Source organism: Falsiroseomonas ponticola, assembly GCF_016805305.1.
In the GTDB taxonomy this organism is placed as follows: Bacteria; Pseudomonadota; Alphaproteobacteria; order Acetobacterales; family Acetobacteraceae; genus Falsiroseomonas; species Falsiroseomonas ponticola.
The window spans coordinates 207,490-229,215 of record NZ_JAERQN010000009.1; the positions used below are offsets into that span (position 1 = coordinate 207,490).

The 21,726-nt window shown below is 65.7% G+C and carries 18 protein-coding genes; 9 read left to right on the forward strand and 9 right to left on the reverse strand.

Annotated features, from left to right (window positions below):
- Positions 1 to 42 precede the first annotated feature (42 nt).
- The 3 genes from JJI54_RS23440 to JJI54_RS23450 form a co-directional block, all read right to left on the reverse strand.
- Complete coding sequence (locus JJI54_RS23440) at positions 43 to 1,353, reverse strand: ABC transporter substrate-binding protein (RefSeq protein ID WP_203075728.1); 1,311 nt, start codon at positions 1,351 to 1,353, stop codon at positions 43 to 45.
- A 113-nt stretch (positions 1,354 to 1,466) separates the two neighbouring features.
- A complete protein-coding gene (locus JJI54_RS23445; protein ID WP_203075729.1) occupies positions 1,467 to 2,165 on the reverse strand; it encodes a GntR family transcriptional regulator in 699 nt (232 codons plus the stop codon).
- A gap of 26 nt (positions 2,166 to 2,191) precedes the next feature.
- Positions 2,192 to 3,262 (reverse strand): aldose 1-epimerase family protein, encoded by a 1,071-nt coding sequence (locus tag JJI54_RS23450; protein WP_203075731.1) that lies wholly within the window; start codon positions 3,260 to 3,262, stop codon positions 2,192 to 2,194.
- Positions 3,263 to 3,387: 125 nt separating this feature from the next.
- Here JJI54_RS23450 and JJI54_RS23455 point away from each other — a divergent pair, with 125 nt between their 5' ends.
- Entirely contained in the window at positions 3,388 to 4,617 is a 1,230-nt protein-coding gene (locus JJI54_RS23455; protein ID WP_203075733.1) for a mandelate racemase/muconate lactonizing enzyme family protein, read from the forward strand.
- Between the two features lie 109 nt (positions 4,618 to 4,726).
- Here JJI54_RS23455 and JJI54_RS23460 read toward each other — a convergent pair whose 3' ends face one another.
- Positions 4,727 to 4,915: a hypothetical protein gene (locus JJI54_RS23460; RefSeq protein ID WP_226382031.1), complete on the reverse strand. Its 189-nt coding sequence runs from the start codon at positions 4,913 to 4,915 to the stop codon at positions 4,727 to 4,729.
- A gap of 71 nt (positions 4,916 to 4,986) precedes the next feature.
- Positions 4,987 to 5,358 carry a hypothetical protein gene (locus tag JJI54_RS23465; RefSeq protein ID WP_203075735.1) on the reverse strand — a complete coding sequence of 124 codons (372 nt, stop codon included), beginning with the start codon at positions 5,356 to 5,358 and terminating at the stop codon, positions 4,987 to 4,989.
- Between the two features lie 14 nt (positions 5,359 to 5,372).
- Between JJI54_RS23465 and JJI54_RS23470 the strand changes: the two genes are divergently transcribed.
- The 8 genes from JJI54_RS23470 (at position 5,373) to JJI54_RS23505 (ending at position 16,849) form a co-directional block, all read left to right on the forward strand.
- Positions 5,373 to 6,545, forward strand: a complete 1,173-nt coding sequence (locus JJI54_RS23470) for a recombinase family protein (RefSeq protein ID WP_318987564.1) — start codon at positions 5,373 to 5,375, stop codon at positions 6,543 to 6,545.
- Positions 6,542 to 6,970 (forward strand): hypothetical protein, encoded by a 429-nt coding sequence (locus JJI54_RS23475; RefSeq protein WP_203075737.1) that lies wholly within the window; start codon positions 6,542 to 6,544, stop codon positions 6,968 to 6,970. Before JJI54_RS23470 ends, JJI54_RS23475 begins: the two co-directional genes overlap by 4 nt.
- A 35-nt stretch (positions 6,971 to 7,005) precedes the next feature.
- Complete coding sequence (locus JJI54_RS23480) at positions 7,006 to 7,440, forward strand: hypothetical protein (protein WP_203075739.1); 435 nt, start codon at positions 7,006 to 7,008, stop codon at positions 7,438 to 7,440.
- Positions 7,441 to 7,586: 146 nt separating this feature from the next.
- Positions 7,587 to 7,832 (forward strand): type II toxin-antitoxin system prevent-host-death family antitoxin, encoded by a 246-nt coding sequence (locus tag JJI54_RS23485; protein WP_226382063.1) that lies wholly within the window; start codon positions 7,587 to 7,589, stop codon positions 7,830 to 7,832.
- On the forward strand, positions 7,829 to 11,029 hold the full coding sequence (locus JJI54_RS23490; RefSeq protein ID WP_203075743.1) for a helicase-related protein: 3,201 nt from the start codon (positions 7,829 to 7,831) through the stop codon (positions 11,027 to 11,029). The genes JJI54_RS23485 and JJI54_RS23490 overlap by 4 nt, the downstream gene beginning before the upstream one ends.
- Complete coding sequence (locus JJI54_RS23495; protein WP_203075745.1) at positions 11,026 to 11,787, forward strand: DUF4391 domain-containing protein; 762 nt, start codon at positions 11,026 to 11,028, stop codon at positions 11,785 to 11,787. Before JJI54_RS23490 ends, JJI54_RS23495 begins: the two co-directional genes overlap by 4 nt.
- 14 nt (positions 11,788 to 11,801) lie before the next feature.
- Positions 11,802 to 13,787 carry a site-specific DNA-methyltransferase gene (locus JJI54_RS23500; protein WP_203075747.1) on the forward strand — a complete coding sequence of 662 codons (1,986 nt, stop codon included), beginning with the start codon at positions 11,802 to 11,804 and terminating at the stop codon, positions 13,785 to 13,787.
- Between the two features lie 14 nt (positions 13,788 to 13,801).
- Positions 13,802 to 16,849 (forward strand): type III restriction-modification system endonuclease, encoded by a 3,048-nt coding sequence (locus JJI54_RS23505; RefSeq protein ID WP_203075749.1) that lies wholly within the window; start codon positions 13,802 to 13,804, stop codon positions 16,847 to 16,849.
- Between the two features lie 421 nt (positions 16,850 to 17,270).
- Here the strand turns inward: JJI54_RS23505 and JJI54_RS23510 are convergent, their stop codons facing one another.
- From JJI54_RS23510 to JJI54_RS23525, 4 genes are read right to left on the reverse strand one after another with little or no spacing between them, the layout of a single operon-like run.
- Positions 17,271 to 18,257: an ABC transporter ATP-binding protein gene (locus JJI54_RS23510; protein ID WP_203075750.1), complete on the reverse strand. Its 987-nt coding sequence runs from the start codon at positions 18,255 to 18,257 to the stop codon at positions 17,271 to 17,273.
- A complete protein-coding gene (locus JJI54_RS23515) occupies positions 18,254 to 19,270 on the reverse strand; it encodes an ABC transporter ATP-binding protein (RefSeq protein WP_203075751.1) in 1,017 nt (338 codons plus the stop codon). The genes JJI54_RS23510 and JJI54_RS23515 overlap by 4 nt, the downstream gene beginning before the upstream one ends.
- Positions 19,270 to 20,844 (reverse strand): ABC transporter substrate-binding protein, encoded by a 1,575-nt coding sequence (locus tag JJI54_RS23520; protein WP_203075752.1) that lies wholly within the window; start codon positions 20,842 to 20,844, stop codon positions 19,270 to 19,272. Before JJI54_RS23520 ends, JJI54_RS23515 begins: the two co-directional genes overlap by 1 nt.
- Before the next feature lie 44 nt (positions 20,845 to 20,888).
- Positions 20,889 to 21,722: an ABC transporter permease gene (locus tag JJI54_RS23525; protein ID WP_203075753.1), complete on the reverse strand. Its 834-nt coding sequence runs from the start codon at positions 21,720 to 21,722 to the stop codon at positions 20,889 to 20,891.
- Positions 21,723 to 21,726: the final 4 nt, after the last annotated feature.

Sequence of the window (21,726 nt, forward strand, 5' to 3'; positions counted from 1 at the left end):
CGCCGAGCTGTGCATGCCGCCCTCTTCCGCCTCCCTAGGCCGCTATTGCCGGGCCCGCGTCGCCGCTTCCGCCTCGCGCAGTGCCTGGAGTGCGGGCACATTTCCGAGGACGACGCGCTGGGTCGCGCGGTTCAGGTCGGTGAAGGTGCGCGCAACGTTGCAGTCCGCCGGCAGCCAGACCTCGCTCTCCGCCCACATGCTGGCGAGGCCGCGAAGCGAGTCGTACTTTGCCTCGCGGAATTGCGGCTTCTCAGCGACCGACCGGAACAGCGGCACCAACCCGCCCGGCTCGGTCCAATATTCCATCGCCTCGGGACCGCACATGTAGTCGACGAAGCGGGCGGCAGCCTCCTGCCGGCGGGAGTTGCGGGAGATCGCGGCGAACCAGCCGGACATGTATTGCGGGCCAGGCTTCGCGGCATCGAAGCTCGGCCAGGGCATGATCATGAGTTCGGAAGCACCCCAGGGCGCGCGGTCCACCACATTGCCAAAGCGGCCATTGCCACTGCTGGCCATGGCGACGCGCCCGCCGATGAACTGCTCGATCACGTCGTCTAGCGTATGCGCGAAGCTTTCCGGGCTCGCGACACGATGGCGGCGGACCAAGTCTGCTTCCATCTCCACCGCACGTGCGCCGTGCTCATTTGCAAGCAGCGGCGCGCAGCGATCGCCGAACAGCCGGCCACCCTGGCTGCCCATCAATGCGTTCGCGGCGAACGACATGGTGGTGCGATCTGTCGAGAGCGGCAGGCCGGTGCCCCAGCGCTCCACACGGCTGCCTTCAGTTCGCTGCATGCGGGCGGCGGCGCGGGCGAAATCGTCCCATGTCTTTACCGAAGCCGGGTCGATGCCGGCCTCGCGGAACAAGTCACGCCGGCTGAACAGCACGATGGAGAGCGCCATGATCGGCAGGGCGTGCTGGCGTCCACCCTGCTTCAGCCACTCATTCGCCGCCGGCAGCACGATGTCCTGCTTCAGCGCCGACGACCATTTATCGGTCACGAGCGGACCAAGATCGGCGGCGACGCCGGCATTCACCAGCAGCCCCATGTTCTCGCCATTCACCCAGCCGATGTCAGGCGCGTTGCCGGCCCGGTGCGCCATGACGAAGCGCTCGGCGAGCGTGGACCAGACCTGGCTTTCCACGCGGATCCTGATCGTTGGATTCTGCGCCTCGAAGCGATCGATGATGAGTTTCAGCGCACGGTCGCGTGGTGTCGTCCCTGTCGGGCTGAGGAACGTCCACATAGTGAGGACCTCATTGGCCCGCGCAGCCTTGGTGCCGAACAGGGCCGGCGTGGCCATGGCGGCGGCCGCGAAGGTGCGGCGCGTGAGCCGAAAGCGGTCGGTCATTGGTTTCCTCCCTCCGGACCAGCACTGCACACCGTGAGACTGTGTCCTGTCGGGGATGCTGGCCTCCCAAACAGTCGACAGTTTAATATTACGGTCGACAAAAAATCTGTCAATCAGATTCCGGACGCCGGCGCTCCAGGGCGCCGCGTGGATTTCGGGGGTACAGGCGCGGCGACCAGGTGCGTGCGCAGCGCCGCCAGCGTCTCGCGCGATGAGCGGCGGATATGCTCGGTCATCGCTGCCTCCGCGGCATCCGGGTCGTTTTGGTGGAACGCGTGGAGCACCCGGCGGTGCTCGTCGTTGCGCTCCGGCCGGAACTCCGCTTGGGAAGCGGCGACGTATCGGTAGCGGGCGCTGCGAGTGCGAAAGCCAGCTAGGCACTCCTGCAGAGGGCGGTTGCCGCAGGCATCGGTCACCATCTGATGGAACTCGGCGCCGCAGCCCAGTGCACCGAGATAGTCTCCTCGTGCCGCGGCGGCCTCCATCCTGTCGATGTTCTCGCCAAGCTGCTGAAGCTGCCGCCCTGTGAGGTTGCCGGTGGCCAGACGCGCGGCCAGGCCTTCCAGCGTGCCCCTGACCAGGAACAGCTGCTCTGCCTCGTCGAGGTCCAGCGGGCGTACAAAGACGCGACCGGTTGCGGTTCGCTCGACGAAGCCCTCAAGTTCAAGCTGTACCAGCGCCTCCCGGATCGGACTGCGACTGGTCTGGAATCGCTGGGCGAGCTCCGGCTCACTCAGTCGTTCGCCGGGTCGCATCTGACCGAGGAGGATCTCGGCCCGCAGTTCGTCGGCGGCGCGTTCCTGAAGTGCCACTGTCGCCTCGCTTGCTGTTGTCGTGATCAGGGAACCGGCGCGTCGAAGCGGGCCAAGGCCGCGGCGCCGTGCAGCACCTCGATCCGCAGCCGGTGCTCGACTGTCTCGCCAGGAGCGAGGTAGCGGATGGCGCCCGCGGCCTCCAGCACGGCGCGCTTTGCGGCTTCATTGGTCGCCGGCTCGATCGCCAGCACCTGCATCCCTTGGGCCATATTGCGCCAGATCTGCAGGTGCGGAAGCGACGCGGCATCCCAATCCAGCGCCACGCCGATCCCACCGGCCAGACTTCGATTCAGGATGCCCGCCCGCCGTGTGCCGCCGGGCGCTGGCGGCGCCTCATACAACTCGTCACCGGCCTCCTCCGGGGCGGCGGTAGGGCCACGCAGCACCGAGGCGAGCCCGGCCGCATCGGGCAAGTACACTTCTGTTTCGCGATCAAGGAGGGGGAAGCCAAAGTTGAGATGGTAGAGCTGGACGAATGGCGTCGGCCGGAAGCCAAGATTCTGAATGCGGTCCTCGATGAGGATACTGGTGCTGCCGAGCGGCACTGCAATCCGCCGGCGCAGCGCGAAAACCTCGCCATAGAGCATCGTCTGGCGCAGCTCCGCTTCGCACCACAGCGTGCAATCATCGCCCTCCCAGACCTCGCCCTGGCCGAGCAGCTTTGCGGGAGTCTGCGCTATCCGGCCATGCAGCGGATAGTGCTGCGTCGGACGGCGCGGCCCGAAGTGCGCGGCCGACCCTTCCGCCGGGCCGCGCACATGATCCAGCCCGCAGGTCACCATGAAGCCGTCGAGCGAGCGCAGCATGCCCGCGCCGCCATCCTCGTCGTCATGATGCAGGAACGGCGAGCGGAAGCCGTTCGGCGAACGCCAGCCGAGCGGCACGCCGCCTGACGTCAGAGCACCGATGTCGAAGCCGCGATCGACAAGCACCCGGAGTTCGAGCCCCCCGCCGGAACGGATGTCGAGATGCCGTCCAGGCCGCTCAGGTCCATCGGCAAACTCGCTCAGCGTGATCCCAGCGACCTGCTCAAGCCGACCGACTTGGCGGAGCAACTCCCCACGCGACATGCGACGGCCGAATAGGAATGGCATGCGGCAGGATCTCCATGTCGACAGCCGAACGGAAGGGCTCGCCTGAGATGCAGCTTAGCCTTGACCAGGGATAATTGTCGACCATACAGTTACCCTGTCGACAGAAACCGAAGGGCGCCCGACCGATGCCGCGTATCACTGACGTCACCTGCGTCTTGGTTTCCGAACGTCTACCGGCGGAATGGGCGGCTGCGCATGGAGTCAGCAGCAAGCGGGACGAGGCGCTCGTCTTTATCACCACCGAGGATGGCCGTGTCGGCGTTGGCGAAAGCTATCATGCCTTCTCGCCCGGCACGATCCCAGGGATCGTCGAAGGCCACATCCGGGAGATCCTGGTCGGTCGGGATTCGTCCGAGATTCAGCTGCTGTGGGAGGAGGTGTTCTTCTCCACGGGCCAGCTCGGCTCGGCGGCGGTGGCAGCAATGTCCGGCGTAGACATAGCGCTGTGGGACCTGCTCGGCCGTCGGACCGGCCTGCCCGTCGCCACGCTGTTGGGCGGCGGAGGCGTGGACCTCGTGCCTGCATATGTCGGCTGCATGTGCCTCGGCTTCCAGGATGCGGCGTCGCTGCGGGAGGAGGTGAAGCTCTATCTCTCACAAGGCTACACCGCGATGAAGCTGCGCGGCGGGAAGGATCTGGAGGCGGATGTTGAGGCCGTCGCCACCGCGCGCGAGGTGGCGGGGCCGCATGTCGACCTGATGATCGACGCGAACTCCGCCTATTCGCCGCCCGAGTCCCTGCAGCTTGCAAAGCGGCTGGAGCGCTACGGCACTTTCTGGTTGGAGGATCCGTTCGATTTCAGCGTGAAGTATCATCACGCCGACATGGGGTGGCTGCGAAAGGCCTCGCCGGTGCCGATCTGCTCCGGCGGCAATGTCTATACCCGTTTCGACGTTCGGGCGCTGATCGATGCTGGAGGCGTGGACTACCTCACCCCCGATGTCTGCAAATGCGGCGGCCTGTCGGAAGCGATGCGCATCGCCGCCCTGGCAAGCGCCCACAACATCATAGTCGCGCCGCACACTGTTGTAGGTATCGGGACGGTCGCCGGCGTGCACTACACCGCGGCGATACCGACGCATGTCCGCGGTCACATGGAATGGGACGCCTCGGTGGTAAACCCGCTCCGCGACGAGATGTGCCGCCCAGCTCTCTCGATTGTTGATGGCTGTATCGCTGTGCCGACTGGGCCGGGCCTCGGGGTTGAGGTGCCGTCGGCGGCTATGCTAGAGCGCTTCTCGTTTATCCCTGGTCGAGAGATCTCAATGCCGCCGCGCCGGCGGCGCTGGGATCCGGCGCTCAGGAATCCGGCACGCCAAGTGCGTCGCGAGCCGGTGACCACCGCCGTCAAATAGACATCACCGGCTCAGGGTTGCGGCGCCGCGGCAGCCCCCGCTATCAGCTACTTGCTGCTCGCAGAACACCCGCTCCGCGAGGGGTTCGGTCTCACAGTAGCGCTGTCTATCAACCCGCCTTCCGCTTCACCACCTGCACCGCCAGAGGTGCAGCGGCCAGATCCACCGTCGACGCGCTGACATTCCGCGCTGTGACCCGCACGCTGTTGTTCGACCAGACATGGCAGTCGAGCACGAAGGCGATGCTGCTGCTGTCCAGCGAGGCGTCCGCGAAGTCGCCCCGCCGCGCGCCCGGCACCGAGACGTCGACGTTCGCCGTCGCGCCCGGCGCAAGGCTCGGCAGGTCCCAGTTGGTCTCCAGCGTCAGCGTTACTGCGGCTCGCCGCTATGCGCGAGCATCCTGGGGTCGATGACGGGCTCATACCATCGACTTGCGACCGCCATCCAGCGCGTGATTACCGCCTGTAGGCCGGGTTCATCGGCACACAGGTGGAAGGTGTGGAGGCGGTTAACGATGTCGCGCATCAGAGCGCGCATCTCATCATCATCGATGCGCGAGACGTTGGGCCAGGGGATACGTCGGCCATCTGTATCCACGACGAAGACGTCTGAGTAGTCGCCCGTGCGCGTGGTGGGGACCTGGCCGGCGTGCAGATCCTCCAGTTTCGAGTTCCGCACGCAGATCACAGCCATAATCTTTGCGCGGCGCGCTGCGACGCGCTGTTCGTCGTTCTTGCTCATGGGCCTGGGTTCTGGTGCGCGACCGCTACGACGACGGTGGCATCTCTGGCGGGACGTTGGAACGCCCCGCCTTGAAGCGCCTCGTCGCTGACATCCAGGAGGGCCTGGTCGATGTGGTGGTGGTCTACAAGATCGACCGCCTGAGCCGCTCCCTGGTCGATTTCACCAAGCTGGTCGAGGTGTTCGATGCGAACAACGTCACCTTTGTTTCTGTGACGCAGAGCTTCAATACCACCACCAGCATGGGGCGGCTGACACTGAACATCCTGCTCAGCTTCGCCCAGTTCGAGCGAGAGGTCATCGGCGAGCGGATCCGCGACAAGGTCGCGGCCTCGCGCAAGCGCGGCATGTGGATGGGTGGGTACGTGCCGCTCGGCTACGACGTGCGCGAGCGGAAGCTGGTGGTGAACGAGGCCGAGGCCGCGCTGGTGCGGAGGATCTTTCAGGGCTTCGTCGAGACGCAGTCCTGCACCAAGCTGGTGCAGGCCCTGCGAGCCGAGGGCGCAACTACCAAGCGCGGACGCCCGCTGACGAAGCACGATGTCTATCGCATCCTCAGCAACCGGGTGTACCTCGGCGAGGCGGTGCACAAGGGCATGGCCTATCCCGGCGAGCACGACGCCATCGTCACCCAGCAGCAGTGGGACGCGGTGCACGCCATCCTGCAGGTCAGCCCGCGGGTGCGGGTTAATCGGACGCGGAACACGACGGCGCCGCTGCTGCGCGGGCTGATCTTTGACAGCGACGGCCGCGCCATGTCGCCGAGCCACAGCCGCGGGCGGGGCGGGCAGATGTACCGCTACTACGTCAGCCAGGCGGTGCTGAAGGGCGGCGGGACCGAGCGGCCGGCGATCCCGCGGCTGCCAGCCGGGGAGATCGAGTCGGCGGTGGTCGCACAGGTCCGCGCACTGCTGCGGCAGCCGGAGATGGTGGTCGGCACCTGGCGGGCGGCCCGCGCGACGGCACCGGAGGTCACTGAGCAGGAGGTGCTGCTGGCGTTGGAGCGCATAGAGCCGCTCTGGGACGAGCTCTTCCCGGCCGAGCGGGCGCGCATCGTGCGGCTGCTGGTGGATCGGGTCGACGTCCGGGCGGAGGGCGCCGCGGTGCGGCTGCGGCTCGACGGGCTCGGCAGTCTGGTGCGGGACCTCGCTGCCCGGGGGGCCGAGGCCGGGAGGGCGGCAGTATGAGCGACGCCGCGCAGACCCTCATCGTGGTCATCCCGCTCCGGGTGAAGCCGCGGGGAGGGCGGAAGGCGATGGTCACACCCGGCGTACTGGCGCTGGAGCGCCGGCAGGACCTCACGCTCATCAAGGCTGTGGCGCGAGCCTTCCGGTGGCGGCGAATGCTGGAGACCGGGCGCTTCGCCACTATCAACGAGCTGGCCGCGGCAGAGAAGATCAACTCGTCCTATGTCTCGCGCGTGCTGCGGCTGACGCTGCTGGCGCCGGACATGGTCGAGGCGATCCTGGACGGGCGGCAGCCGGAGGGGATGACGCTGCCGGCGCTAATGAAGCCGTTCTCGGTGGAGTGGAAGGAACAGCGCGAGGAGGCGGCCCTGAGACGCGCGGGCAGCTTCACATTCGTCGATGCGCAGTCGCATCGGTCCTGCTAGTCTCGCCTTAGCCGGTTTTGGGCGAAGGAGGCGGCATGGCACCACCACCGACGCGGCGATTCCACGTAGAAAGTGGCCCGCCAGAACTCTTCGAGCGCATCCGGTTCATCATCGGGCGGCGCGGTCCGCAGAACCTCGACTTATCGCACGACCACGCGGCGGAGAGGGCTGTCGAGCGGCGCTTCCCAACCGAGATCGTTACGCCCTTTCGGCCCGAGGAGTGGGAGCTTCTGACCGCTGAGGTCTTGCCCAGCGGGAAGTTCATGCGGACCACATGGGCGCGTGTCTATGAAGGGCAGCGCTGGTTAGTGACCTTCGCGAAGGGGGAGATCGTCGTCACTGGCTACGAGGGCGACCCGCGTCGGATGCTGCGCGGCCCGAGCATCGTTCGGGGTGGCGAGTTCTTCGAGAAGGTGGCTCGAGTGAATCGGGACCTCATGGCTGCGGAAGGCGAGGGCGCAGGAACCTAGCCGATACCTCAGCCAACGGACCACGGCCGAGAGCGCCCGGGAAGCCTGCGAATGTTGAGGCGACCCGAGTGCGGCAGGCGGCCCCCGCAACCGCCCATAGAACTGCGCAGGCTGCCGCGAACGGCTGTGTTGCACATCTGGCCATAATGGCCAATACTCGTCTTCAAGCGAGGCGAGGCTCAGCTGTGCACAAGCTAACCGCAAAAGAGGCGAAGTACGGCTTCGGCCGACTGATTGACCTCGCGCGAGCAGAGCCAGTGATCATCACTAAGCATCTGCGCCCAGTCGTCGTCGTCGTCTCTGTCGAGGAGTACGAGCGGCTCACGGCCGCCTCCGCTGTCGCAGCGTCCAATTTGCCTCCCGCGAAACGAACTCCACGGAAAGCGCCATGAGGCTCATCCGCAATTCGGGCGCGGACCGGGTACTGGACGAGTTGAAGCGGACACTGGGGCCGGGCAGCCGGCTGGACGTCGCGTCGCCGGGAATTTCGCTCTTCGCGTTCGCCGAGCTTCGGCAAGCCCTGGACGAGACCGAGCAGTGCCGAGTGGTCCTGCCCGCCGCCGACATTGTGTCGGCCGGCCTGCTCGGAAGCGACCGCGACCGGGCGGCCCGCAATCGTCTGCATCAGCGCTGGCTGGCCAGGCAATGTGCGCGCTGGATCAGAAGCAAGGTCGATGTCCGGACTGCGCCTTCTCCTCTTCCGCAGTCCGCGCTCGCGGTGCGTGGGCCGCAGGCAAACATCGGCACGATCATCACGGGCAACTGCCCCTTCACCACAGAGGGCCTCGGTGTCGTACCGGGTAACCAATTCAGCCTGATCCAGTGCTCGGAGAACGAAGGCGAGTGGGTGTTGCTGAGTGGCTGGTTTTCAGCCCTCTGGGAGAGCCTTGGCGCAAACTCCGCAAGCGAAGCCATCGCCGGAAAGCTCGACGAACTGGTCGCCGAGCTATCGCCGGCGCTGGTCTACCACCAAATCCTCGAACAGGTCTTCAGCAGCCAAGGCGGCGAGCTGGACGAAGATTCCGTCATCAAGTCTGCGACTGGCATCCGCGAGACTGCAGTTTGGAAGAAGCTCTTCCGCTTTCAGCGCGACGGTGTGGTCGGCGTCATCGATCGCTTGAACCGTTTTGGCGGTTGCATCCTCGCGGATAGCGTAGGGCTGGGAAAGACGTTCGAGGCGCTCGCGGTCATCAAGTACCACGAGCTGCGGAACGACCGCGTCCTCGTGCTCTGTCCGAAGCGCTTGCGCGACAATTGGACACTCTACAAGTCCAACGACCGCCGCAACGTCCTCGCAGCTGACCGGCTTCATTATGACGTGCTGAATCACACCGACCTGTCGCGAGAAGGTGGGCTCTCGGGCGACATCGATCTGAGTTACGTGAACTGGGGCAACTACGACCTCGTCGTGATCGACGAGTCGCACAACTTCCGGAACAAGGCCCAGCATCGCGATCGGGACACCCGGTACGACCACCTGATGAAGCGGATCATCAAGGCGGGCGTGCGGACCAAGGTGCTCATGCTCTCCGCGACGCCTGTGAACAGCCGCTTGTCCGATCTGAAGAACCAGATTGCCTTCGCGACGGAAGCCAACGATGCGGCGCTTCGTCATGAGGGCATCCCGAGCATCGAGACGACGATCCGCCTCGCGCAAACGCAGTTCAACCGTTGGCTCGCCCTGCCGGAGGCCACGCGCAAGCCCGCGCGCCTCATCGAGATGCTTGGCTTCGACTACTTCAAGCTGCTTGATCTGCTGACGATCGCACGGTCACGGAAGCATGTCGCTCGCTACTACGGTACCGAGGAGACTGGACGGTTCCCGGATCGTCTGGCCCCTATCAACGTCAAGGCCGACGTGGACGCAGAGGGCCGGTTCCCACCCATTCGCGACGTCAACAACGAGATCCGGCGCCTCAACCTCGCCGCCTATGCGCCGCTCCGCTACGTCTTGCCGAACAAGCAGGCCGCCTACGATGCGAAGTACAGCACCCGGCTTCGCGGGCAGGGCGATCGCATCTTCCGACAGCAGGATCGAGAAGAGAGCCTGATCCATCTTCTGCGCGTGAACATCCTCAAGCGGATGGAGAGCTCAGTGGCCTCCTTCGCCTTGACGCTCCAGCGGCAGCTCGAGGACGTGACCGCGCTGCTTCGCCGCATCGACCAGCGGGTCGATGCCGTGGATGAACTCGACATCGTTGACATCGACATCGACGATCCGAACTTCGAGGCACTTCTGGTCGGCCGCGGTGTCCGGGTGCTGCTGCAGGACATGGATGTGCTGCGCTGGCGCCAGGAACTGACGGAGGACCGCGATCGCCTCCAGGCGCTGCTGCGCTCCGCGCAGGCCATCACGCCGCAGCGGGATTCAAAGCTCGCGAAGCTGCGCGACATGATCGCCGCGAAGGTGCGGACGCCCATCAATGCTGGGAATCGGAAGGTCATCGTCTTCACGGCCTTCGCCGACACCGCCGAGTACCTCTACGCGCAGCTCTCCGACTGGGCACGGCGGGACCACGGCGTGCACACGGCACTGGTCACGGGGGCCGGCCGTAACAGAAGCACCTTGCCGAAGCTGCGGTCAGACCTGGCGAGCATTCTGTCTGCCTTCTCGCCTCGCTCGAAGGAGCGCCCAGAGGAGCTGGCGGAGGACGGCGAGATCGATTTGCTGATCGCCACCGATTGCATCTCTGAAGGCCAGAACCTGCAGGACTGCGACTGGCTGGTGAACTACGACATTCACTGGAACCCCGTGCGCATCATCCAGCGCTTCGGCCGCATTGACCGCATCGGCTCGGTCAACACGCGGATCCAGCTGGCCAATTTCTGGCCGAACATGCAGCTGGAGGAGTACATCAACCTGGAACAACGCGTGAGCGGCCGCATGGTGCTGCTCGACGTGTCGGCCACGGGGGAGGAGAACATTATCGAGACGCAGTCCGGTAACCAGATGAACGACCTGGAATACCGGCGGCGTCAGATGGAGCAGCTTCAGGAGCGGGTCATTGACCTCGAGGACCTGTCGAGCGGCATCTCCATCACGGACCTCACGCTCGGCGACTTCAGGGTCGAGCTGGGGGCGTTCAAGAAGTCGCATGAAGACGAGCTCGCGCGCCTGCCGCTCGGCGCCGCATCCGTCGTCACCGCACCCCCTGGGCAGGAGCATGACATCCCGCCTGGCGTCATCTTCTGCCTCCGGGCTGCAAGCGACGAAGCTCTCCAGGCGGTCGAGCCGGGATACCCTCTCGCGCCGCATTACCTGGTCCATGTGTCGGCCGATGGGGAAGTCGTGCTTCCCCACAGCCAGGCGAAGCAGATCCTCGACCGCCTCAAGACCCTCTGCGCCGGGGCGGAGGAGCCTGACAGGGCGGCCTGGGCGCGTTTCGATCAAGCGACACGCCATGGGCGGGACATGGAACCGCACCAGCGGCACCTGGCCACCGCCGTCTCTTCCATCCAGGGGCAAACCGAGGAGCGCGCTGTGGCGAGCCTCTTCACCCCGGGCGGCACCCATGCGCGGAAGGGGGAGTTCCGCGGCAGCGACGACTTCGAGGTCGTCGCCTACCTTGTGATCCTGCCACCGGGATGAGCGCCGCAGACGACATCATCGAGGCCTTGCGCCTGCCGCCCGACGCGCGGCTCGATCAGCGCGTGCCGAAGAAGCTGCTCGCGGAGCAGGGGGCGCCTACGGCCGCGGATCGTCGGGCCATCCAGGAGGGGATCGAGGAGCTGGTCTGGGTGGCCGCGCTGAAGCCGGCGGGTATCGGCATACCTGCCTATCGCGACGAGGAGCGGGAGTACCTGGAGATCGCGGTACTGCGGCTGGGTCTTCGCGCGACGGCGCGGCGCCCCCGAATCACCGAACTCGTGCACCGAGCGATTCCGTATCCGGTGCTGCTCCTAGCTGAGCAGGGCGAAGCGACGGAGATGTCGACGGCGGGCAAGCGCTGGTCGCAAGGCGAGGCGGGGCGGACAGTCCTGGACGGTGCTCCCGTGGTCGCATCCGTCGCGCCTGTAGCGGACGCGGCCGCCTTGTCAGGCTTCCACGCGGCCTTGGCACTGGATCTGCAGCCGCGCGGTTCCCTGCGCGCTGCCTATGAGGGCTGGGAGGAGACGCTGGTCGCGCTGCAGGCCGCGAGGCTGTCGGGCGCTTTCCGTCTCTTGCCGGCGCGCGACGCGATGTTGGCAAGGCGAGCCGCGCTTGCCGAGCATGCCCGGCTCAACGCCGAGGTTGCCCGCCTGCGGGCCGCCGCGGGACGCGAGAGACAGATGGCGCGGCGCGTTGCCGCGAACATGGACATCCAACGTCTGGAGGCGGCTCTCGCCGCCGCTCGGGCACGACTGTGACGAACGAGGCAAGCATGAAGAAGCTTACGGCCGGAGATCCCGAAACCAAGAGCGCCGACATCGTCGGCTCCAACATCGAGGCATTGCGGAGCCTTTTTCCGGAGGCTTTCGGCGAAGGCGGGGTCGACTTTGAGGTGTTGAAGCAGCTTCTCGGCGCCGCAGTCGACGAGCGGGACGAGCGCTACGGACTCAGCTGGCATGGAAAGCGTCGCGCAAGACAACTTGCCCTCATTCCCTCCTCCGGGACGCTTATCCCCTGTCCAGAAGAGAGCGTCGGGTGGGATTCAACACAAAACCTAATGATTGAAGGCGACAACCTCGAGGTTCTAAAAATTTTGCAGAAGAGTTTTGGCGGAAAAGTAAAAATGATTTACATAGATCCGCCGTATAATCGAGATGCGGATGTGATCTACAACGATGATTTCACTGATCCGGTCAAAAATTATCAGATGCTCACTGGGCAGATTGCGTCAGACGGTCGAAAATTGACAAGTGCCGCTGAGGCGTCTGGTCGATATCACACTGAATGGCTGAACATGATGTTCCCGCGCCTGCGCGTGGCGCATTCCCTATTGCAAAAGAATGGGGTTATATTTTGTAGTATTGATGACGCCGAAGTCGCCCATCTGCGCATAATGATGGATGAGATATTCGGGCAGGAGAATTTTGTTGCTGAACTAATATGGGAGGGAGCGAATAAAAACGACGCCCGCCAAGTCGGCGTGTGTCATGAGTACGTTCTTATCTACGCCAGGAATCGGGAGAGCGTTGAACGAGAGTGGGGTTTGAATAAGGAGGGTGTCGAGCCCGTCTTGCGTGAAGTCGCGCGCCTGAAGAAGCTCCATGGTGCCGATCACGAGACAGCGTCAGCCGAATTGGCTGGTTGGTTTCGCGCCAACAAGGCCAAGCCCGCTTTCGCAAATCGACGCTTTCGTAACATTGACGACCGTGGGGCATACAAGGAAGACGATCCGACCGCTCCAGGCGGCCGGAAATTCGAGTTGCGCAATCCATTAAACGGTAAGGTCATCCCCCTCAGACCAAATCGCGGGTGGAGTTTCGATCAGGAAGAATTCAATCGCCTAGTCGAGGAGAAACGCATCACCTTCGTTACCGAGACTACAATCATGGTGCGCCGTTATCTGCACGAGACTGATAAGCTAACACCGCCGAGCGTTTTTTATCAGCCGGCGCGCTCAGCATCAGAGCGTCTAAATCGCCTCATGGGGGCGGCAGTCTTTGATTACCCCAAGGACGAAGCCATAATCCAGAAATTCGTGCAGATGGCGTGCGGTGACCAGTCCGGATCCATAGTAATGGATTTTTTTGCCGGTTCAGGCACCACCGCACATGCGGTTTTAATGCAGAACGCTGCGGACAGCCTCGATCGTAGATTTATATTGGTGCAGCTTCCGGAGATGCTTGATGAGAGTAGGCCTGAGCAGAAGATTGCGGCAGAGTATTGCCTTGGCCTTGGTAGGCCGCGAAACATTGCGGAGCTTACTAAGGAGCGCCTGAAGCGATCCGCGGCCTCCATCACTGCTGCCAGCGGATCGTCGCCCAACGACAATGGATTCCGCGTCTACAAACTTGCGCCCTCTAACATCCGCTCTTGGCAGCCGAACGCTTCCGATCTTGAGGGCACACTCCTCGCGAACGCGGAGCATCTGGTCCCGGGGCGAACGGAGGCGGATGTCCTGACCGAGCTTCTGCTGAAGCTCGGCCTCGACCTCTGTGTCCCGATCGCCCGACGGGAGATGGCTGGCAAGACCGTCCACTCCGTAGGTGGTGGCGTGCTCATGGTCTGCCTTGCAGATGGCCTGAACCAGCAGGTGGTTGAGGCCCTTGCGCACGGCATCGTTTGCTGGCGCCGAGATCTGGCACCTGCGGGCGACACGCGTGTCGTCTTCAAGGACTCTGGCTTCGCGGATGACGTGGCCAAGACCAACATGGCCGCCATCCTGCAGCAGAACGGCATCACCGACGTGCGCAGCCTGTAGGTGGGGGCCTCGCAATGAAGCTGCAGTTCGAACCAGACCTCGATTACCAGCTCGCCGCTATCGAGGCCGTTTGCGACCTGTTCCGCGGGCAGGAGATCAACCGCACCGAATTCACTGTGACGCGGCGTGCACTGCCTCCGGGAGATGCCAGCGGCCAGGTGGCACTCGACCTCGGTGCCTTCACCAGCGCGCAGGGCGAACTCGGACTTGTGGAGACTGAGCGCGGCATAGGCAACCGTCTGACGCTGCTGGACGAGGAGATCCTCGCCAACCTCAAGGAGATCCAGCTGCGCAACGGGCTGGCGCCGTCGGAGTCACTGACCTCCGGCGACTTCACCGTGGAAATGGAGACCGGCACCGGAAAGACCTACGTCTACCTCCGCACCATCTTCGAGCTGAACAAGCGCTTCGGCTTCACGAAATTCGTCACCGTGGTTCCCTCGGTGGCGATCAAGGAGGGCGTGTACAAGACGCTGCAAATCACCGAGGCGCACTTCCGCAGCCTCTACTCCGGCCAGCCCTTCGACTACTTCCTCTACGATTCTTCGAAGCTCGGGCAGGTACGGAACTTCGCCACCAGCCCTACCATCCAAATCATGATCGCGACCGTGGGTGCCATCAATAAGCAGGACGTGAACAACCTCTACAAGGACAGCGAGAAGACGGGCGGCGAAGCACCGATTGAGCTTATCCGCGCGACGCGGCCCATCGTCATCGTGGATGAACCGCAAAGCGTGGACGGCGGCCTTCAGGGAAGTGGCAAGAAGGCGCTGGATGAAATGCGCCCGCTCTGCACCCTTCGGTACTCCGCCACGCATGTGGACAAGCACCACATGGTCTATCGACTGGACGCGATCGACGCCTACGAGCGCAAGCTGGTGAAGCAGATCGAGGTCGCGTCGGCGGAGGTCTCCGGGGCTCATAACAAGCCCTACGTCCGCTTTCTCGGCGCTACCAGCAAACGGAACGTCGTCACCGCCCGCGTCGAGTTGGACGTGCAGCAAGGCGCGCAGGTGCGGCGGAAGGAGGTCACCGTTCATGACGGCGACGACCTCGAAGAGGTGACAGGCCGCGCCCTCTACAAAGATCACCGCATCGGTGAGATCCGCGTGGACACGCAGGTGATGGAGCTCAAGGCGCCCGGCGAGCAGCCTTTCCTGAACAAGGACCAGGCGATCGGCGACGTGGACGCGGATGGCATCAAGCGTCTGATGATCCGCCGCACCATCCAGGAGCACCTGAGAAAGGAGAAGCGGCTCGCGCCCCTGGGCATCAAGGTGCTCAGCCTCTTTTTCATCGACGCGGTGCAGCACTACCGGCAGTACGACGGTGCCGGGAATATCCTCAAGGGGAAGTATGCCCTGATGTTCGAGGAGGAATACCGTCGGGCGGCCCGCGATCCGGACTTCACCAGCCTGTTCAAGGAAGTGGACCTGACCACGGAAGCCGAGCTCGTCCACGACGGCTACTTCTCGATCGACAAGCGCGGCTCCTGGTCCGAGGTAGAGCTGAACGCGAAAGGTGAGCTGAAGAACCAGGGGAGCAGGGACGACGCAGAGCGCGCTTACAACCTCATCATGAAGGAGAAGGAGAAGCTCCTAGGCTTCGAGACCAAGCTGAAGTTCATCTTCTCCCACTCGGCGCTGCGGGAAGGCTGGGACAATCCGAACGTCTTCCAGATCTGCTCGCTACGCGAGATCGGGACCGAGCGCGAACGGCGGCAGACCATAGGCCGGGGCTTGCGTCTGTGCGTGAACCAGAAGGGCGAGAGGGTTCGTGGCTTCGAGGTGAACACGCTCACGGTGACGGCGAATGAGACCTACGAAGCCTTTGCCGACAACCTGCAGAAGGAGATCGAGGCCGATACCGGTATCCGCTTCGGCATCGTGGAGAAGCATCAGTTCGCGCGGATCCCGGTCACGCTACCGAGCGGCGAGACGAAGGCGCTCGGATTCGAGGAATCCCAGGCGATTTTCGAGCACCTGCAGCAGCAGGGCTATGTGAATGCCAAGGGCCAGGTGCAGGACATTCTGCGTAAAGCATTGAAGGACGGCACGCTGACGCTGCCCGATCGGTTCGCGCCTCACCTAGGCGCGGTGAAGGACACGCTCCGGAAGCTTGCCGGGCGCCTGGAGATCAAGAACGCGGATGACCGCGTGCCGATCAAGCCGCGGAAGGAGGTTCTCCACAGCCCCGAGTTCCAGGCCCTGTGGGATCGCATCAAGCACAGGACCACCTACCGCGTGCAGTTCGACAACGAGGCGCTGATCGCGGCTTGCGCCAAGGCTATCGAAAATGGGCCGGCCATCGCACGGGTGCAGGTCACCTTCCGCAAGGCAGATATTGCCATCGGGCAAGGGGGCGTGCAGGCGACGGAGACGTCTACCTCTGGGCCGGTCACGCTGGACGAGGGTGACATCCTCCTCCCTGACCTGATCACCGATCTACAGGACCGCACGCAGCTCACACGACGCAGCATCGTGCGAATCCTGACCGAGTCAGGGCGTCTCGCCGACTTCAAACGAAACCCGCAGGCATTCATCGACATGGCGGGAGACGCCATCAATCGAGCAAAGCGTCAGGCCCTGGTCGACGGCATCAAGTACCAGAAGCTCGGCGATAGCGAGGTCTATGCCCAGGAGCTTTTCGAGACCGAGGAGCTGGTCGGCTACCTCAAGAACATGCTCCAGGACACCAAAAAATCGGTCTTCGAGCACGTCGCCTACGACTCGGCTGGCGTTGAGCGGACGTTTGCGGAAGATCTCGAGAAAAATGAGGCGGTGAAGGTGTACGCCAAGCTCCCGGGCTGGTTCAAAGTCCCGACGCCCCTGGGAACCTACAATCCGGACTGGGCTGTAGTGATCGACCACGAGGGGACGGAGCGCCTCTACTTCGTTGTGGAAACCAAAGGCAGCCTCTTCGCGGCGGATCTCCGGGGGCAGGAGGCTGCCAAGATTGCATGTGGCAAGGCGCACTTCGCGGCGATCGCCGCGGGGCATGCTCCGGCGCGATTTGTCCAAGCCACGAAGCTTGAAGACGTGCTGGCGCAGGGCGGCGGGTGACAATGACACAGGGTCTGCAACGGGTTAGGAGCATGCGTCCTCCCCGGAGCGGGTCGATCTCCGTACCTGCGGTTTTGCGCGGAAAGTATGGAGGTCAGCCGGTTGGTTGTCGAACCGGTAACGGAGGCCGTGCGCCGTAAGCATTTGAAATGCAGCCCGTTTCGGTCGGCGTACTTAATCGGGCAAGTCGGGAGGTCCGGAGAGAATTCGCCGCCGGAGAGCGATTTTCGGCAGCCTCCGCCTTGGGCCGGTCAACAGGCCCGCGCGGAAAACCCCAGGCAACCTGCCACTCAGCGCGGCGTCAGGTCTGGCGGAGAGCACCGCTCGTATGGGAACTGGCGGAGGGAGTGCGCCCGGATTCGAACCGTCGCCGGTGCACAACGGCCTGATTGGCAAGGTCGCTGTTCGCGCTTCGCCAGGCTCACGCCAAGTGGCAGGCCACGCGCTGACCGGTCTCGCGGATGTCGACCAAGGGCGGTACCTGTTCCGCGCAGACCGGCTCCGCACGCCAGCACCGCGTCCGGAACGGGCAACCTGACGGCGGCGCCATCGGGTTCGGCACATCCCCGGCCAGGACACGCGGCGCGCGCGCCTTCTCGGTCGCGGGGTCGGGGATGTTCGCGCTCTCGATCAGTACCTGGGTATATGGATGCCGCGGCGATCCAAGCACATCCTCAGCCCGCCCGAGCTCCACGATACGGCCGAGGTAGATCACGGCGACGTCGTGCGACATGCTCGCGACAATGGCGAGGTCGTGCGAAATGAAGACATAGGACACGCCGAGTTCGCGCTGGAGATCCTTCAGCAGGTTGATCACCTGCGCCTGCACCGAGACGTCGAGCGAGGCCACCGGCTCGTCGCAGATCACCACGCTGCACGCCCGCACCAGCGCCCGCGCGATGCCCACGCGCTGGCGCTGCCCGCCGGACAATTCGTGCGGGAAGCGCGTCGCCATGATCTCCGGCAGGCCCACGCGGTCCAGCAGCGCCAGCGTGCGGCGGCGGCGTTCCGCCTTCGGCAACTGGCGCTCCAGCACGTCCAGCGGCTCGCGCACGATGTCCTCGATGCGCATGCGCGGGTTGAGCGAGGCGTAGGGCGACTGGAACACCATCTGGATGCGCGCCAGCGCCGCTTCCCGCGCCGCGCCGCGCAGGCCCAGCACATCCGCCCCCTCCAGCTCGATCCGTCCCGCGGTCGGCGTCAGCGTGCCGACCAGCATGCGCCCCAGCGTGGACTTGCCGCAGCCGGATTCCCCGACGATGCCGAGCGTGCGGCCGCGTTCCAGCGTGAAGCTGACCTGCCGCACCGCATGCAGCAGCCGCGGCTGGCGCCGCCAGCGGCCGGAGATGCTGAAGGTCTTGCCCAGCTCCTCCACCCGCAGCACCGGCGGGCCGCCCGCCGCGCTCATGCCGCGGCCCCGGCGATGGCCAGGTGGCAGGCGGCCTGGCGCGCGGCGCCGGTCGGGACCAGCGCGGGCGCTTCGGCCTGGCAGCGCGGCAGCGCCAGCGGGCAGCGCGGGTGGAAGGCGCAGCCCGGCGGCAGCGCCTGCATCGAGGGCGGCGCGCCGGGGATGGGCTGCAGGTCCTTCGCGCCCCGGCCCAGCCGCGGCACGGCATCGAGCAGCGCGCGGGTATAGGGATGCGCGGGCCGCGCGAAGATCTCCTCCACCCGCCCCACCTCGATGGCGCGGCCGGCATACATGACCAGCATGCGGTCGGCGAGCTTCGCCACCACCCCCATGTCGTGGGTGATGATGACGATGGACATGCCGAGGTCGCGCCGCAGCCGCAGCAGCAGGTCCAGGATCTGCGCCTTGATCGTCGCGTCGAGCGCGGTGGTGGGCTCGTCCGCGATCAGCAGCGCGGGGTCGAGCGCGAGCGCGATGGCGATCAGCGCGCGCTGGCGCATCCCGCCGGAGAACTGGTGGGGGTAGTCGTGCACCCGTTCCTCCGGCGCCGGCACGCCGGTGAGCTTCAGCAGCCGCACCGCGTCCTGCATGGCCGCGCGCTTCGCCATGCCGCGATGCACCATCAGCGTCTCCGCGATCTGGAAGCCGACGGTAGTGCAGGGGTTGAGGCTGGAGAGCGCATCCTGGCAGACCAGCCCGGCCTGCTCGCCCGCCATGCGGCGCCGTTCCGCCGCGGGCATCCGCATCACGTCGCGGCCCAGCAGCCGGACCTCGCCCTCCACCCGCGCGCTCGGCGGCAGCAAGCCGGTGACCGCCAGCGCCACGCTGGACTTGCCCGATCCGGATTCGCCGACGATCGCGAAGACCTCGCCGCGCGCCACCTGCATGGACAGCCCATCGACGGCGCGCACCGCGCCGCGCGCCGAGGCGAATTCCACGCCGAGCCCGTGCACCGAAAGGACCGGCGGGGCCGCCCCGCCGGTCGTTCCATCGGCCGCGGGCACGGCCTGCATCAGGCGCCCTGCCGGATGGAGCCGAGATCGACGAAGTCGCCCTGGTCCGCGGCGAAGCTGAAGCGGCGGGAGATGCCGAAGACCGACGCGGCCATCCACACCGGGCCGACCAGGTAGTTGTCGTGCAGCACCTTCTGCGCGCGCTTCCACAGCTCCTTCCGCCGTTCCGGGTCCATCTCCTGCTCGGCCTGCAGCACGATCGCCTCGTATTCCGGATGGTTGGTGCCGGAGGTGCGGCCGCTGCTGAGCGTGAAGGAGGCGGTCTTGCTGGCGTCGCCGTCGCTGAAGTCCCAGCCGATGATGAAGAAGGGGCCGGCGCTGCGCGTCACCATCATGGAGATCAGGCGCCCCCATTCCATGGTCTGCGCCTGGATGCGGAAGCCCACCGCCTCCAGCTGCGCGTTCATCGCCTGGTAGATCTCCCGGTCCGCCACGTAGCGACCGTCCGACATGAAGGTCCGCATCTCGATCGGCGGGCGGTTGGCCAGGATGGAGCGCGCCAGCGCGGGGTCGTAGCGATGGGGTTCCAGCGTCGGGTCGTGCTGCGCCACGCTCGGCGCCATCGGCGTGCCCAGCACCGTGCCGGCATTGCCGAGCAGGCCGGAGATGATGCCGCGGATGTCGATGGCGTGGTTGAAGGCGCGGCGCACATCGATGTCGTCGAAGGGCGGCTGGCGCGAATTCAGCAGCACCGTGTTCACCAGCCCCTCCGGCGTGCGGGGCACGCCGAGCGCCGGCATGCGGCCGATGCGGTCCACCTCGTGCAGCGGCAGGCGCTGGATCAGGTCCACCTCGCCGCGGATCAGCGCGTTGACGCGGGTGGAGGCTTCCGGGATGAAGGTGACGACGACGCCGGGGCTGTCCGGCTTGCGCCCCCAATAGGCATCGTTGCGGGCCAGCGTGACCGACCGCCCCTTCAGCCAGCGCACGAAGCGATAGGGGCCGGTGCCCATCGGGTTGTCGTTCAGCTCCTGCGGCGAACGCGATTCGGCATAGGCCTTGGAGATGATGTGCACGCGCCCGGCGCCGCCCAGCTGCTGCATCCGCAGGATCAGCGTGGGGTCCGGCACCTTGGTGTGCACCCGCACCAGGTGCGGGTTCACCACCTCCACCTCCCGCACGCTGGCCAGGCTGACGGTGTGCGCGCCGCCCGGCTCCATCGCGCGTTCGATGGAGAACTTCACGTCGTCGGCGCTTAAGGGCGTGCCGTCGTGGAAGCGCACGCCCTGGCGCAGCGTGAATTCCCACACCAGCGGCGAGACCAGGCGGTAGCCGGTGGCCAGCCGCGGCGTCATCTCGCCGGTGGACATGATGCGCCAGAACAGCGTCTCGTAGATGCCACCGATGACGATCTGGTCGGTGCCGTTGCCGGTCTTGTGCGGGTCGAGCCGGTCGAGCCCGGCGCTGAGCGCGAGGCGCAGGCTGGCCCCGCCCGCCGCGCCCGCCGCCTGCCCCCAGGCACGGCCGCCGGCCAGCACCGACAGCGCGCCGAGCGACATGGCGCCGCGGCGCGTCATCATCGCGATGCCGGCGCCCTCCGCCTCGTGCTGCCCGGCCTGGATTCGATCGTTCATCGCCCTGTCTCCTTCCTGTGCCTCGTCCCGTTCCTCGTGGCGCCTCAGCGGGGTCGCTGGCGGGGATCGGCGCGGTCGCGGATGGTCTCCCCCACCAGGTTGACGCTGAGCGCGAGCAGCACGACCGCGGCGCCGGGGATCACCGTCATCCACCAGGCCGCGTGCATGTAGTCCCGCCCCTCGCTCAGCATGCGTCCCCAGGTCGGCGTGCGCGTCGGCACGCCGAGGCCGACGAAGCTCAGCCCCGCCTCGATCACCACCGCCGCCGCGACCTCGAAGGTGCAGAGCACGATGATGCTGGGCAGGATGCCCGGCAGGATGTGGCGCAGCAGGATGCGGGCATGGCTGCCGCGCATCACGCGCACCGCCTCGATGTATTCCTGTTCGCGGATCTGCTGCGTCTCGGCGTAGGACACGCGCGCGAAGGGCACCCAGGTGCCGAGCGCGATGACCAGCACCACCAGCACCGCCGACGGCGTCAGGATGCCGACGATGGTGATGGCCAGCAGGAAGAACGGGAAGGACAGCTGGATGTTGGTCAGCGTCAGCAGCGCCGTCGCCGCGCCGCCGCCGCGATAGCCCGCCAGCATCCCCACCATCACCCCCGCCGTCGCGGCCAGCGCGGTGGCGCTGAAGGACACCAGCAGCGCCGGCCGCGTGCCCACCAGCACCATGGACAGGATGTCGCGCCCCAGCGCATCGGTGCCGAACCAGTGGGTGCCGTCCGGCCCCACCGTGCCGGGTGGCTTCAGGCGCATGGGTATGCGCTGCGACGCCGGTTCGAACGGCACCAGCAGGTCGGCGCCGATCGCCGCCAGCACATAGGCGGCCAGCACCAGCACCGCGAAGCCCAGCAGCAGGTTGCCCGGACGCGGCATCGGT

Excerpts from the sequence above, each read along its gene's own strand:
- JJI54_RS23440 (WP_203075728.1), bottom strand. The coding sequence starts at position 1,353 with ATGACCGACCGCTTTCGGCTCACGCGCCGCACCTTCGCGGCCGCCGCC.
- JJI54_RS23450 (WP_203075731.1), bottom strand. The coding sequence starts at position 3,262 with ATGCCATTCCTATTCGGCCGTCGCATGTCGCGTGGGGAGTTGCTCCGC.
- JJI54_RS23485 (WP_226382063.1), top strand. The coding sequence starts at position 7,587 with ATGGCCAATACTCGTCTTCAAGCGAGGCGAGGCTCAGCTGTGCACAAG.
- JJI54_RS23515 (WP_203075751.1), bottom strand. The coding sequence starts at position 19,270 with ATGCAGGCCGTGCCCGCGGCCGATGGAACGACCGGCGGGGCGGCCCCG.
- JJI54_RS23510 (WP_203075750.1), bottom strand. The coding sequence starts at position 18,257 with ATGAGCGCGGCGGGCGGCCCGCCGGTGCTGCGGGTGGAGGAGCTGGGC.
- JJI54_RS23480 (WP_203075739.1), top strand. The coding sequence starts at position 7,006 with ATGGCACCACCACCGACGCGGCGATTCCACGTAGAAAGTGGCCCGCCA.
- JJI54_RS23475 (WP_203075737.1), top strand. The coding sequence starts at position 6,542 with ATGAGCGACGCCGCGCAGACCCTCATCGTGGTCATCCCGCTCCGGGTG.
- JJI54_RS23505 (WP_203075749.1), top strand. The coding sequence starts at position 13,802 with ATGAAGCTGCAGTTCGAACCAGACCTCGATTACCAGCTCGCCGCTATC.
- JJI54_RS23520 (WP_203075752.1), bottom strand. The coding sequence starts at position 20,844 with ATGAACGATCGAATCCAGGCCGGGCAGCACGAGGCGGAGGGCGCCGGC.
- JJI54_RS23500 (WP_203075747.1), top strand. The coding sequence starts at position 11,802 with ATGAAGAAGCTTACGGCCGGAGATCCCGAAACCAAGAGCGCCGACATC.
- JJI54_RS23495 (WP_203075745.1), top strand. The coding sequence starts at position 11,026 with ATGAGCGCCGCAGACGACATCATCGAGGCCTTGCGCCTGCCGCCCGAC.
- JJI54_RS23455 (WP_203075733.1), top strand. The coding sequence starts at position 3,388 with ATGCCGCGTATCACTGACGTCACCTGCGTCTTGGTTTCCGAACGTCTA.
- JJI54_RS23465 (WP_203075735.1), bottom strand. The coding sequence starts at position 5,358 with ATGAGCAAGAACGACGAACAGCGCGTCGCAGCGCGCCGCGCAAAGATT.
- JJI54_RS23490 (WP_203075743.1), top strand. The coding sequence starts at position 7,829 with ATGAGGCTCATCCGCAATTCGGGCGCGGACCGGGTACTGGACGAGTTG.
- JJI54_RS23525 (WP_203075753.1), bottom strand. The coding sequence starts at position 21,722 with ATGCCGCGTCCGGGCAACCTGCTGCTGGGCTTCGCGGTGCTGGTGCTG.